Origin of the sequence: Shinella zoogloeoides (assembly GCF_033705735.1) — a bacterium.
GTDB lineage: Bacteria > Pseudomonadota > Alphaproteobacteria > Rhizobiales > Rhizobiaceae > Shinella > Shinella zoogloeoides_A.
On the sequence record NZ_CP131131.1, the window covers coordinates 496,662 to 511,447 of the forward strand.

6 protein-coding genes are annotated in these 14,786 nt (G+C 64.6%); 4 read left to right on the plus strand and 2 right to left on the minus strand.

Translation table 11 applies throughout. From position 1 onward, the window contains the following. Window positions 1-157: 157 nt before the first annotated feature. Together ShzoTeo12_RS20015 and ShzoTeo12_RS20020 are read right to left on the minus strand one after the other, a co-directional pair. A complete protein-coding gene (locus tag ShzoTeo12_RS20015) occupies window positions 158-784 on the minus strand; it encodes a response regulator (protein ID WP_162911184.1) in 627 nt (208 codons plus the stop codon). Beyond that, entirely contained in the window at window positions 781-2,196 is a 1,416-nt protein-coding gene (locus ShzoTeo12_RS20020) for a sensor histidine kinase (protein WP_318913866.1), read from the minus strand. Before ShzoTeo12_RS20020 ends, ShzoTeo12_RS20015 begins: the two co-directional genes overlap by 4 nt. 286 nt (window positions 2,197-2,482) lie before the next feature. On the opposite strand from ShzoTeo12_RS20020, the gene ShzoTeo12_RS20025 reads away from it, so the two are divergent. From ShzoTeo12_RS20025 to ShzoTeo12_RS20040, 4 genes are all read left to right on the plus strand, one after another. Further along, window positions 2,483-9,697: a peroxidase family protein gene (locus ShzoTeo12_RS20025; protein WP_318913868.1), complete on the plus strand. Its 7,215-nt coding sequence runs from the start codon at window positions 2,483-2,485 to the stop codon at window positions 9,695-9,697. A 67-nt stretch (window positions 9,698-9,764) separates the two neighbouring features. Continuing rightward, on the plus strand, window positions 9,765-11,543 hold the full coding sequence (locus ShzoTeo12_RS20030; protein ID WP_119254643.1) for a type I secretion system permease/ATPase: 1,779 nt from the start codon (window positions 9,765-9,767) through the stop codon (window positions 11,541-11,543). Continuing rightward, entirely contained in the window at window positions 11,540-13,423 is a 1,884-nt protein-coding gene (locus tag ShzoTeo12_RS20035) for a calcium-binding protein (RefSeq protein WP_119254644.1), read from the plus strand. The genes ShzoTeo12_RS20030 and ShzoTeo12_RS20035 overlap by 4 nt, the downstream gene beginning before the upstream one ends. 12 nt (window positions 13,424-13,435) lie before the next feature. Next, window positions 13,436-14,734, plus strand: coding sequence for an HlyD family type I secretion periplasmic adaptor subunit (locus tag ShzoTeo12_RS20040; RefSeq protein WP_119254645.1), 1,299 nt, complete (start codon window positions 13,436-13,438; stop codon window positions 14,732-14,734). The last annotated feature ends 52 nt before the right edge of the window (window positions 14,735-14,786 follow it).

Genomic DNA, 14,786 nt, shown 5'->3' on the forward strand with positions numbered 1-14,786 from the left:
GCCTTTCGTGAGGCGAGTTCTGTTGGACAAGCATACGCGTGCTCGCGCGTCAGGCCTTCGATCCAGACGCTCGGCGCACCGCGAAGATGCGGCCCGGGGCAGTAGGCCGTTTCGGCCTTCACGGGGCAGGCCAAGCGAGAGGAAATAGCACGGACTATTACCTTTCCTTCAGGGCCAGAGCCGCTTCAACGCGGTTGCGGACCTTCAGCTTCCTTAGAATATTTGTCACGTGGAATTTCACGGTTTTTTCATGGACTCCAAGGTTTCCGCCGATCCCTCGATTGCTGAGCCCTTGCGCCAAAAGCTCAAGGACGCGTAGCTCTCGCAAGGTAAGGCGGGCGAGGGGCGCCGTTTCCGCTTTGCCGCTCAACCGGGTGAGAAGACCGAGGCTGAGGCTCGGTGTTACGAAGGTTTCGCCGGCCGCGACGCTCTTCACGGCGGCTATCAGATCGTTTGCGCTAATACCCTTCAGAACGTAGCCAGATGCACCGGCCTCTATTGCCCGCATCACGTCATGGCCGTCGTCGGAGCCGGTGAGCATCAGGACGCGCGGCGGCCTTTGCGTTGCGGTGATCGCCGCGGCGGCATCGATGCCGTTGCCCGGCATGGATATGTCGAGCAGGATGACATCCGGCTCATGGCGCTCGACCAGTTCGAGCGCCTGGCTGCCGGAATTTCCTTCCGCGATGACTGTGATTGTGGGGTCGAGCGCGAGCGATTGCGTGACGCCTGCTCTGAACAACGGATGATCGTCAACCACGATAATTCTGATCGGCGCATTCATACTTCATCTCCTCCGTTCAGGACTGTGGCCATTTCGATGACTGTGCCTTGTCGGCCATGGCGCACGGAGAACGTGCCTCCGAGGCTCTCCACGCGCTCCCGCAGCCCGAACAATCCGAGGCTGCCCTCGGACGTTTCCGGGCGTCCGGCCGTCCCCGCGCCGTCGTCGCTGACGCGCAAGACGAAAACGTCGCCTTCGTGCCGGCATTCGACGGTTTGCCCATGCCCGCCAGCATGGCGATAGGCGTTGTTGAGGCCCTCCTGCACGAAGCGGTAGGCGCACAGGCGCATTGCCTGCGAGGAGCGGGACGGCGGCGTGCCGTCGCAGATCAGGGAGACGGCGGTGCCGGTTCTTCGTTCATGCACGCGCACCACGCTTTCGACGATCTCACGCAGGGACAGCGCCTGGATCTCCGGCAACACCAATCCCCGCGCGATCGCGCGCATGTCATGCAATGCATCGCCCAGAAGGCCCTCGATCGCCGTCAGTATCGCCGCCCGCCCGTCTTTGTCCGCCGCGCGCCGGACCTGCTCGATCTTGAGTGCGGAAAGACCGATGAGTTGAACCGGGCCGTCGTGCAGCTCGGCGCCCACGTTGCGCAGGTAGCTTTCGTTCATCTCCACCAGCCGGCCCGAGGCCCGCTGGACCTTCATGCGCAACTCGCTGTTCTGGTGGGAGACGCGCTCGATCTCGGCAAGGCGGCTCTCCAGGGCGACCTGCTGCCGTCCAATCAATCTGCTGTTGCTGTAGACGACACCGGTCAAGGCGAGTGCGATCGACAGGGCCGCCCCGCTGACGACGAGCCATGTCTGCACCCGCAGCTTCAGCAGCTTGGCTTCGAGCGGTTGTGTCAGTTCATGGATTTCAACGACGGCAATGATGCGGCCGGACCCGTGCTCGCGCAGGGGAACGTAGATTTCCAGATATTTCGTCGTCCACGCCCGCGCGACATGTTCGCCGGCGGCAAGATCGGTGTATCGTGCCGAAACCTCGCCATCGAACGCCATAGCGGCGCCTTCCGGTGGCGGAAATCGCCCGCCGATCAGATCGGATGTGGTCGAATAGGCGGCGAGCCCGTCACTCCTCCAGATGTCGACATGGGCGAAGCGGTCGGCGAAGGCGCCTTCCTTCAGCGCCTCGTCCAGGCGCGCGATGGCCTGCGGGCCGAGTACTTCCCGACGCGCCAGTTGCTGGACCAGGGGGGAGAGGAGGCTGTCCAGGAAGAGAGCGGAGCTTGCCGCGGTGCTTTCCACCGCCGCGCGGGTGACGATGCCGGAGATGACGACGCCGGCAAGGAACATCGCCGCCAGCATGATGAGGCCACCCGACAGCGCAAACTGTATCGGCTGGCTCAGGCTCCGGAAGCCGTGTGCCCGATGAAAGCGTGGCGATGTGGCTGCTGCATCGACCATCGGCTTTGAAAATGCTCCTGTGGCCCTCTCGCCAAACGATCACGGATCCGCCTTGTCGGCTAGCGCCGATGGTCCAATCATCCGCTCGGACCAAAGTCGAGTAAGGTCCCCGCCTTGCGATCTGGTCCGGTTGCCCTTTCGGGGAAGCAACTCGTCAGACCATCCGTCATGGCGCGAGAGCCGAGATCAGGCGCATCATTCTCCCGAAATGCGCATCGCGCCCGCAGAAGGCGGCGCGCGTGGCCGACAAGAAGCGTCAGGGGACGCTACCAAGGGGAGAATGGTCATGGTCAATATCGTCAAGCACGACCTGCAGTTCATCTTGAAGCAGATCAAGATCGCCGAAAGGCATGCCGCCGGCGAGGATCTCTACACGCTCGTCGCGGAGGCCGGCGGCGTTGACCCTAATTCTCCCGCCGCCGCGCAGATTCACCTGCTTCCCTATGGCTTGCGGACCGTCGACGGCAGCTACAATAACCTCCTGCCCGGCCGGGAGCACTGGGGCTCGGCGGACCAGCAGTTCCTGTCCCTGACCGATCCTGCGTTCGGCCAGGGGACGGGCACGTTCCCCTACGCATCCAACAACGACTACGGCCAGCCCGGCGATGTGGTCGATGCGGCGCCCCGCCTGATCTCCAATCTCGTCGTCGACCAGACGCTCGACAACCCGGCGGCCATCGTCGCCGCGCTCGAATATGCCGGCGTCGTGGGACAGGCGCAGGTCGACGCTCTGCAGGCCATTCGCGCCGCCCACGCCATCGTGAAGGAACTGCCGGTAAATTCCCAGGCCTATGGGCTGGCCAAGGGCCAACTCGACGCGCTTCTCGCGCAGAACGGCATCGAAATGGACGGCCCGACGGTCTTCCTGCCCAATGTGTCGCCGGATATCGGCGATTCCGCGCCCTTCAGCGCCCTCTTCACCCTGTTCGGACAGTTTTTCGACCATGGCCTCGATCTCGTGGCTAAGGGCGGCAACGGTGTGGTCTACATTCCGCTCTCGCCGGACGATCCGCTCTACAACCCTGCCACTCCGCATACCAACTTCATGGTCTTGACCCGTGCGACCACCGGCGAGGGTGCGCGCAACACCACAACGCCATGGGTGGATCAGAACCAGACCTATGGCTCTCACGCCTCCAAGCAGGTCTTCATGCGCGAATATGAGGAGGGGCCGGACGGTACCCCCGTTGCGTCCGGTCGCCTGCTCGAGGGAAACGGGCACGGCCTGGCGACGTGGGCGGATGTGAAGGCGCATGCCGAGGACATGCTCGGTATCAGGCTTACCGATGCGGATATCGGCAATATTCCCCTGATCGCGACCGATGAATACGGCAACTTCATCCCCGGCGCCAACGGCTATCCCCAACTGGTCGTCGGGCTCGGCGCGGACGGCATTTTCGGGACGGGTGACGATGTCCTTGTCGAGGGCGATCCGGACAATCCCGTCGATCCGACCGCCCTCGGCGCCTTCCGCACCGGCCATGCGTTCCTCGACGACATCGCCCACAACGCCGTGCCGGTCTTCACGGCTGGCGGCGAGCTTGCCGAGGATGCCGACGGCGTGGCGGGCAATGCCGTCGCGAGCAGCATGGGGCATAATCTCGAATATGACGACGAGCTCCTGGATGCGCATTTCATCACCGGCGACGGGCGCGGAAACGAGAATATCGGCCTGACGACCATCCACCATATCTTCCACGGCGAACACAACCGCATGGTCGAGGAGACAAAGCAGGTCGCGCTCGAGGCCGCGGCAAATGGCGATATGGCCTTCCTCAACGAATGGCTGCTGGTGGACGTCGCCGCCGTTCCCGCCAATCTCGAAGATCTCGTCTGGGATGGCGAGCGCCTCTTCCAGGCGGCGCGCTTCGTCACCGAAATGGAATACCAGCACCTCGTCTTCGAGGAATTCGCCCGCAAGATGCAGCCGGATGTCGATGCCTTCCTGTTCGAGCCGGATGCCGACATCAATCCCGCGATCTTCTCCGAGTTCGCCAACGTGGTCTATCGCTTCGGCCACTCGATGCTCAACGAGACCGTCGACCGTATCGCCGCCGACGGGTCGACGAACCCCATGTCGCTGTTCGATGCGTTCCTCAATCCCGTCGCTTATGACGAGGGCGGGAGCCTGACCCATGCACAGGCGGCCGGTGCGGTCATTCGCGGCATGAGCGCCCAGGTCGGCAATGAGATTGACGAGTTCGTCACGAATACCCTGCGCAACCAGTTGCTCGGCATCCCGCTCGACCTGGCGACGATCAACATCGCGCGCGGCCGCGATACCGGCATGCCGACTCTCAACGAGGCGCGGGCCCAGTTCCAGGCCATGGCCCAGGGCGACAGCCAGCTGGCCCCCTATGCGAACTGGACCGACTTCGCGCTCAACCTCAAGAACCCGGCTTCCATCGTCAATTTCATCGCAGCCTACGGCACGCATGCGACGATTGCGGGCGAGACGACGATGGACGGCAAGCGCGCGGCGGCGATGGCGATCGTGTTCGGCACGGCTGAGACGTTCTGGGACGAAAGCCTCGGCGCGAACCGGACCATCCTGCCGCCGGCTGACCGCGCGGCCTTTCTTTCCGGTACGGGCGGCTATGCCGACGGGCTCGGCGGTCTTGCCAATGTCGACCTGTGGGTGGGCGGGCTTGCCGAAAAGAAGATGGATTTCGGCGGCATGCTCGGCTCCACCTTCTCCTTCATCTTCGAACTGCAGATGGAGAACCTGCAGGACGGCGACCGCTTCTACTACCTGTCGCGCGTCCAGGGCCTCAACCTGCTCTCCGAACTGGAAGGCAATTCGCTCTCCAAGATGGCCCTGCGCACGACCGATCTCGCCGAAACGGGCACCGCGATCCCCGGCGACTTCTTCTCGCGCCCGGACCGCGTTCTCTATCTCGACGCGGCAAGGCAACTGGCCATGACGGGCCAGGGCGACCCCGTCCAGGACAATCCCTATCTGGAGGCCCTGTCTCCTCTGGTCGAGCGTCGTGATGCGGATGGCGACGGCATTGCCGAATATCTGCGTTACAATGGCGGCGAGCACGTCGTTGTCCAGGGCACCGACAATGACGATCACATCATCACCGGCGAGGGTGACGACACGATCTGGGGCGGGGCCGGCAACGACCGTCTCGAAGGCGGCTACGGCGTGGATCATATCCACGGCGGCTCGGGCGACGACATCATCACCAATGCGGGAACCGACATCGGCGCGATGGACTTCCTGCATGGCGAGGAAGGCAATGACGTCATCCATGGTGGTAGCGGGCTTTCGCTGATCTTCGGCAACGAGGGCAACGACTTCCTGATCGCCGGCCCCGACGGCAAGACCGTCATGGGCGGCGTCGGCGACGACTTCATCCTCGGCGGCGACGGAATGGATTTCCTGCTCGGCGAGGCCGGCGACGACTGGCTGGAGGGCGGCGGCCGCTTCGATACGCTGGCCGGTGAAAATTCCGAGTTGATGTTCAACTCTACCATCGTCGGCAACGACGTGCTGAACGGCCAGAGCGGGGATACGGACTATGACGCCGAGGCCGGCGACGACATCATGTTCCAGGGCGTCGGCATCCAGCGCAGCAACGGCATGTCGGGCTTCGACTGGGCGATCCACAAGGACGATCCGATGGCGGCGAATTCCGATCTCGGTATTCCCGTCTTCGCGAACCAGGAAGCCTTCATCCTGCGGGACCGCTTCGATCTGGTGGAGGGGCTTTCCGGCTGGAAATTCGACGACGTGCTGACGGGCCGCGTGGTGCCGGTCAATACAAGGGTGGAGGCGACCGGCACGGCGGCGATTCCCGGTCCGGATGCGCCCCTCTACTCCTATTCGAATGCCCTTTTGGAGCGGAACGTCGCTCTTGTCGACGGGCTGGATATGCTGGTCGCCCATCGCAAGCGCCATGTCGAGATCGGAAACGACGGCGTTGCGGAGACGATCGTCCTCGAAACGGCAGATGCCTCCGATATCCTGCTCGGCGGTGGCGGTAGCGACCGCATCAAGGGTCTTGCCGGCGACGACGTCATCGACGGCGACAAATGGCTCAACGTGCGCATCCGCATCGTCGCGGACGGTCAGGTCTACACGGCCGACGGGATGACGAAGAAGGTCTATCTCCAGACCGACATGGTGAACGGGGTGCTGCGGGCGGGCGCAACCGCGCAGTTCGGCGCGCGCTCTCTGGACATGCTGATGCTGGCCGGCGTCTTGAATCCGGGCCAATTGTCGATCGTGCGCGAGATCGTCGACGGCAATGCCGCAGGCGATATCGACACGGCCGTCTATACGGGCATTCGCGAGCATTACGCCTTCGGCGTGAACACGGACGGCAGCCTCTATGTCGACCACGCGCCGCCGGCCACGGACGAAACCGATCCGCTTGCCGAAAACATCGAGGGCGTGACCGAGCGGCCCGTTCTCGACGGCCGTGACACGGTGCGCAATATCGAGCGGCTTGAATTCACCGACCTGACGATGAACGTGATTTCCGGCACCGCCGCCGGCGAAACGCTGAACGGTAACGTTGCGGGCACGGGCCTGATCCACGATGTCCTCATGGGTTTCGAGGGCAACGATACGCTCAACGGCCTTTCCGGCAATGACGTGCTGATCGGCGGCGCCGGCAACGACACCTTGCGCGGCGGTGCCGGCGACGACATCTATGTCATGGGCCTTGCCGACGGCACGGACCGCATCGAGGAGACTTCCGGCAACGACCGGATCAGCGTGGCGACGAATGGCGAGGCGCTTTCCGCTTTCAACTTCAGCCGGGCTGCCAATGGCGATCTCGTCATCGTGCTCAACGGCCAGACGATCCGCGTGGCGGGCCAGTTCAACGATCCCGGCAATGCCGTCGAGACGATCACTTTCGACGGCGGCAGCTATCAGGGCTATGAGCTTTACGTCGCCGATGACGAGGGCGATGAGGTCATGCGCGGCAGCTACACGCTGCACACCGGGACGGGCACCACGCTGGAGGCCGCGCCGGATGTCGATACCATCCTGGTCGATCTCGGCGGTTCCCAGTCGACGACGCTGCTGGGCAATACCGGCGACGACATGCTGTTCGGCAACAACGGTGCCGATACGCTCAACGGCGGCGCCGGCGCTGATCTTCTGGTCGGCGGCTCGGGGGGCGATACCTACATCGTCGATGACATCGGTGATACGGTGGTCGAGCTGGAGAACGGCGGAACGGACACCGTCCAGACGACGGTCGCAAGCTACATGCTGGACGCGAATGTCGAGAACCTGACCTATACGGGCGGCGGTGCCTTCACGGGGGCCGGCAACAAACTCGACAACGTCATCACCGGCGGCGCCGGCAATGACAGCCTGTACGGCGAGGCCGGCAACGACCGGCTGTTCGGCGGCGACGGGGACGACTTCCTCCATGGCGGCGCCGGCGACGACGTCATCAATGCCGGCAGCGGCAACGATGCGGTCAATGGCGGTGCCGGTAACGATACGATCAATCTCGGCGCCGGCTTCAGCAGGCTGGTCTACGACGGGCTGGATTTCGGCGACGACGTCGTCACGAGCTTCGATGCCAATCCCACCGGCGGCGGCCAGGACAAGGTCGACCTGAGCGGCCTCGGCATCACCGACGCGGACTTCGACGCGCGCGTCTCCATCACGTCCGACGGCAGCAGGACCCGCATCGATATCGCCGGCGGCGGCTCGATCACGCTCAACGGCGTTCCGGGAATCGGCAATAATATGGTGAACCGCGCGGACTTCATCCTTGCCGGCGAAACGACCATTGCCGGAACCGCCAGCGGCGATGCCCTTGAGGGCACCGCAGGCGCCGACATCATTCTCGGGGGCGGTGGCGGCGACACGATCAACGGCGGCGCGGGCGACGATGTCATCGATGGCGGGACGGGGGACGACTTCCTCTTCGGCGACAGCGGCGACGACATCATCCACTGGCAGGCGCCGGATGGCGGCTGGGACGTGGTCGACGGCGGTTCGGAAGGCATTGCCGGTGATACCTTCGTCATCACCGGCGACGACGCCTACGAAATCTTCCGCTTCTATCCCGCCGAGGACGCCGAGACGGTCATTCCGGGTCTCGTGCTGCGCGGCGGCGGCACCGAGATCGTGGTGACCCGCACGGTCGTCGTGAATGGCGTCGAAGGCGTCCCGCAGGTCATCGCGGAACTGTCCGAGATCGAGGAGATCGTCATCAACGGCCACCCGGCCGGCGGCTCGGGCACCGCTGGCGGCGACCGCTTCGAACTGATCGGCGATTTCGCCGAGCAGGGCGAGGAGACCAGCCTGCGGCTGAATACGATCACCATCGTCGGCTCGGACGGTGACGATACGGTCGACATATCGCGGCTCGCGTCGGCTCATCGTGTCGTCTTCAAGACCAAGGGCGGCAACGACACGATCATCGGCACGCTGCGGCCGCAGGACGTCGTGCAACTGCCCGACGACACGACCCTGGACGATTACGACATGGTCCGGAACGTCAACGGCTCCACCACGCTCGTGGGCGATGGATATTCGCTGACCTTCTTCAGCGGCGGCGGCCTGCCGCAGTTCACCTCCGGCGGCGAAGAGGTCGGGCCGGGCAACGTCGTTCCGCCGGTGGGCGGCAATGAAAATGATGACGACGAGGACGATGGCGCCGACGACACCGTTTCCGGCGGCGGCGATGACGACCCGGCCGGCGAGACGGGGGGTGGGGACAATGGGTCTGCAGTCCTGTTCGGCACGGCGAACGGCGAGGCCATCGTCGGTGGTAACGGCCGGGAGATGATCTTTGCCGGCGACGGCGCCGACGACGTACTCGGTGGCGGCGGCAGCGACATGATCTACGGGGATGCCGGCAACGACCGTCTCTTCGGCGAAAGCGGCGACGACCTGCTCGACGGGGGCCTCGGTAACGACACGGTCTTCGGCGGCGACGGCAACGATATCTTCGTGGCGTCGGTCGGCGATGGCGACGACGTCTACTACGGCGACCATATGAATGGCGGCGACGGCAACGATACGCTCGACATGTCCGCCATCAATGCGAACATCACGGCCGATCTCGGCACCGGCTTCAATGGCCGTGGCAGCGTGGTCAGCGCCCAGTCCGGCTCCGACACGATCCGAGGCATCGAGAACATCATCACCGGATCGGGCAACGATGTCATAACGGCAAGCGCTGCCGTGAACGTGATCGACGGCGGGGCTGGCAACGACATCTTCCGCTTCCTGTCGGCGGCCGATGCGGATGGCGACACGATCATGGGCTTCCAGCCCGGCGACAGGCTGGACCTCAGCGCAATGGACGCCAATTGGACGGCATCCGGCAACCAGTCCTTCACGCTGGTCTCCGGCGCATTCTCCGGCGCGAGCGGCGAACTGCTCGTCACCCACGAGAACCGGGACGGCATCGACTACACCGTGATCGAGGGCAATACGTCCGGCGGCAACGCGGCGGACTTCAAGTTCTCGGTCAAGGGCTCGCACAACCTGACGGCCGGCGATTTCGATCTCTAGCATGCTTGGGGCCGGAGGCGCCCGGGGCGCCTCCGGCAAGCGAAATCCAGTTCAGCGGGTGATAGTCATGCGTTCCAAAGAGCCGATGTCCGCAACCAGGCGGAAGAATGCCGAGAAACTGACCGGCGGCTTTCGCGCCGTGGGCCTCTTCCTCTTCGCCATGTCCGGTGTCATCAACATCCTGGCGCTGACGGGCGCCTTCTACATGCTCCAGATCTACGACCGCGCGCTGACGAGCGCGAGCATCCCGACGCTGCTCGCCATCTCGATCCTGGCGGTCGGTCTCTATTTCTTTCAGGGCCTGTTCGACATCCTGCGTTCGCAGATCCTCGTGCGGATGGGTGCCCGTCTCGACCGGAAGATCGCGCCGCTGGCGCATCGGGTCGCCGTCGACATGCCGCGCTTCGGCTTCTCGACGGCGGAATCGCTCGAGCGCGGGCGCGACGTCGATACGGTTCGCGGCTTTCTCGGAAGCCAGGGGCCGGTCGCCCTGTTCGATCTGCCGTGGATGCCGCTTTTCCTGGCCTTCGTCTATATCCTTCACCCGCTTCTCGGCGCGCTTGCCCTCGGCGGGGCGGTGCTGCTGACGCTCCTGACCATCGTCACGGAACTGATGACGCGGAGACTGGCGAGCGCCACCCACACTGCCGTCGTGACACGCAACGCCATCGCCGATTCCAATGCCCGCAACGCCGATATTCTGAAGGCGATGGGCTTTGCCCGCCGGGCCGTCGAACGGTTCAACCGGGCCAATGAAGATCATCTTCATCTTCAGACGCGCGCCAATGACATCACCGGCACGTTCGGCGCCATTTCGCGCGTCGTGCGGATGATCCTGCAATCGGCGGTGCTGGGGCTGGGCGCTTACCTGACCATCCAGGGCCAGCTGTCCGCCGGAGCCATCATCGCCGCCTCCGTCGCCTCGGCAAGGGCGCTGGCGCCGATCGATCTTGCGATCGGCAACTGGAAGAGCGTCGTCGCCGCGAGGGCGGCTTTCCAGCGGCTGAGGGAAACGGTCGTGGCGCTGCAGTCCGCGAGCGAGCCGATGGACCTGCCGGCGCCGGAGCGCTCGCTGAAAGTCGAAGGTCTCACGGTCGCCGCGCCCGGATCGGGCCGGGTGCTGCTGAGCGACGTCAGTTTCGAGCTCCGGGCCGGGCAGGCCCTCGGCGTCATCGGCTCCAGCGGCGGCGGCAAGACCACCCTGGCGCGCGCCTTGAGCGGGATATGGCCCACGCTGCGCGGCAGCGTGCGGCTGGACGACGCGGAACTGACCCAATGGGAAGACACCCGGCTGGGTTCCTATATCGGCTACCTGCCGCAGGAGGTCTCGCTGCTCGACGCCACCATCGAGGAGAACATATCGCGCCTCGACGGCGATGCGGAGGCCCGGGCCATCGTCAAGGCGGCCGCGGCGGCGGGCGTCCATCCCATGATCGTGCGCCTGCCCGAAGGCTACAAGACGGAACTGGGTCCGCTCGGCGTGTCGCTCTCCGGCGGCCAGCGCCAGCGCATCGGCCTCGCGCGCGCCCTTTACGGCGATCCGTTCCTCGTCGTGCTCGACGAGCCCAATTCCAACCTCGACAGCGAGGGCGAGGCGGCCCTGACCGCCGCCATCGAAGGCGTGAAGGGGCGTGGCGGCATCGTCGTCGTCATCGCGCATCGCCCGAGCGCGCTAGCCGCGGTCGATATGGTGGCGGTGGTGCAGAACGGCAAGATGACGGCCTTCGGGCCGAAGGAGGACGTGCTCGGCGCCGTCATCCAGGCGACCCCGCCCGCACCGGCCGCCGCATCCGCCAGCCACACGAGAATGGAGCGCGCCGGCCTTGCTGCGCGGGTTTCGACATGATCATCGATGTAAAGGCAACGAAACAGACCTCCGTCGAACCCGATCCTTCCGAGCGCTATGTCTTGAAGGGAGCGGATAGGAAATCCAGGACACCCTTCACGCTCGGCCTGATAGTGGCGGGCCTGGTCCTCTATCTCCGCTCCTTCTTCGAGAGCAGCGCCCGGCCGGCAGAGGAGGGAAGAGAGGATCGCGAACGGGCGGAAAAGGAAGGCGAAGCGCCGTCTTCGGATACACTGCAGGATCTGGTCCTGCCGGTCGATCACGAGCTTTCGTCCCCGGACCACTATCCGCAGGAAAGCGACCTGCCGAACGACGAGCGCTTCCTGCAGGGGCTCGCCCGGCCGGAGGGCGTCACGTTCGACATGGAATTTAGGGGATGGGTCGGCGCAAAGACATTTGGCTTCGGTTCTCTTGCGGCCAATGACAACGCATTCCCCGGCTCGCTTTTCCAGGGGCCCGCCACGGGGGGCGAGCCTGCGGGAGGAGGAGGCCAGCCGGGCATTCCCGAACCGAACCCGGAAGGAGCCGGCCAGGAAGAGCCCGGAACTGACGATCCCGGCGAGAACGGGGAGACGGAGCGGGTCAACCGGGCGCCGCGTGTCACGGGGCCCGTCTATCTGCTGGATGTCACGGGATGCGCCTTGCTGGCCATCGCCCTTTCCGACTTGCTGCGCAACGCCCACGATCCGGATGGCGATCCGCTTTCCATACGGAACCTGACAGTGTCGCAGGGGACGTTGGTGGCGGCAAACGGGCATTGGCTGTTTCAGGCCGGGCCGAAACTCGAAGGGCGCGTGACGCTCACCTATGAAATCACGGATGGCGATTTCTTCGTCGAGCAGGTCGCCTATTTCAACGTCGGGCGAAACCGCATCGAAGGATCGGGGGGTGATGACATCATCCTCGGCAGTTCCTGCGGCGACGACATCGCCGGCGGCGATGGGCACGACAATATCGATGCCCGGGGCGGCGACGATGTCATCGCGGGCGGGGCGGGCGACGATCATATCGTGGCGGGCGACGGCGATGATATCGTCTTCGCCGGGCATGGCAACGACATCGTCTTCGGCGGTGCCGGCAACGACACCATTTCCGGCGGGGACGGCGACGACCGGCTTTACGGCGATGCAGGTGACGACACCCTCTTCGGGGATGGGGGAGACGACATGCTGTTCGGCGGCGCCGGCGCCGACATCCTGGACGGCGGGGACGGCGACGATCGTCTCGACGGCGGCGATGGCGACGATCTCCTGATCGACGGTCGCGGCCGTGACGGCAATTTCGGCGGTGCCGGCGACGATCGCATCGTGGCGGCCCTCGACGGGGACGACGATATCCATGACGGCGGCGAAGGGCACGATACGATCGACTATTCCCGCACGGTTTCCGGAGTGACCATCGATCTCGACGGCGGCCGGGCATCCGGCGGCGAAATCGGGGACGATACGATCGCTTCCTTTGAGGCCGCCGTCGGCGGACGCGGGGACGACCACATCACCGCGAGCACGCAGCACGCGAATATCCTGGCGGGCGGTGAGGGAGACGACGTCTTCCGCTTCCTGCCTCCGGCCGCGTCGGCGGCGGGCGGCGAACCCCCTGTCGCGACAAATCACATCATTCTCGATTTCTCCGTCGGTGACAGGATCCACATGTCGAAATATGACATCTTCGAACGCGTCCTCGACAGGCATGAGGACCAGTTCGAGGCGATCTACGGCAATGACTTCGAAGAAGATGATGTCGCCATCCGCTATCGCCACGACCGGATCGACGAACTGAGCCGGACGATCATCGAGGCGGACTTCAATCGGGACGGCATTTGGGAAACGACCGTGACGATCGACGGGGCTCGCATGCTCGTCGTCATCGAGCATGTTTGACGGGAGGCTTCAATGAGCAAGGAAACCAGCAATCCCTTTCGCATCGGTCCCCGGATTCTGGCCGGCACCACCCTCGGCTTCCTGCTGGTTGCCGGTGCGGGAGGCTGGGCTGCGACGATGCAACTGTCCGGCGCGGTCATCGCGCAGGGCCAGATCGCCGTGGACCAGCAGATCAAGGCCATCCAGCATCGCGACGGCGGCATCGTCAGCGAGATCGCCGTGCGCGAGGGCGATCTCGTGAAGGAGGGGCAGGTCCTGCTTCGCCTCGATGACGCACAGACCCGGGCCGAACTGTCCATCGTCAGGGCGCAATTGCTCGAGCTGACCGTCCGCAGGACCCGCCTTCTGGCAGAGCGCGATCTCCTGGCGGAAATCGAGTTTCCCGGCGGTCTCGATCTCGGCCATGCGGAAAGACGCCTGCTTGTCTCCGGCGAGAGGCGGCTGTTCGAGGGCAATCGCCTCAACCGGGAAAGCCGCAAGCAGCAGCTCGAGTTGGGCACTGTCCAAGTCGCGAAGGAGATCGTCGGGCTGGAAGCCCAGCGCAGCTCCAAGTCCGATGAGATCGCCCTGGTGGAGGAGCAGCGAGCAAAGCTCGAAAAGCTTGCCCGCCAGCAACTGATCGAGCGCGCGCCGCTTTATTCGGCGAACCGGGATTTCGCTCGGCTCCAGGGCGAGCAGGGTGAGATCGACGCTGCCATTGCCCGTGCGCGCAGCAAGGTGAACGAGATACGTCTGCAGATCATCGCCATCGACGAGACCGCCCGGACGGAAGCGCAGCGCGAGCTGACGGCTGTCGAGACCAAGCTGTCCGAGCTCCAGGACAGGCAAATGGCGATCTCCGACCGCCTTTCGCGCACCGAAATACGCGCGCCGCTTTCCGGCACGGTCAACGAGCTCAACATCCACACGATCGGCGGCGTCATCACGCCCGCCGAAGTTCTGGTGACCATCGTTCCCACGAATGCGCGGCTGAAGGTCGAGGTCATGTTGCAACCAACGGCCATCGATCAGGTCGAGCCCGGCAGTTCGGCACGGCTGCGCCTTACTGCGCTGAACCAGCGCACGACCCCAGAGCTTTTCGGCTTGGTATCCCACGTCTCGCCCGCTACCACGCGCGATGCCGCCAGCGGACAACTCTACTACAAGGGTGATGTTGAGATCAAAGAAGGAGAACTGGCCAAGATTGGCCAGAGCCGGCTCATTCCCGGCATGCCGGTGGAAGTCTATGTCACGACCAGCGAACGAACCGCTCTGTCCTATCTCGTCAAGCCGATTGTCGATCAGTTCAGCAAGGCGTTCCGGGAGCGCTGACCCATCCGATCGCTGGTGGTAAGGCTATTGGCGTTTGCCGCTTCGCGTGTAT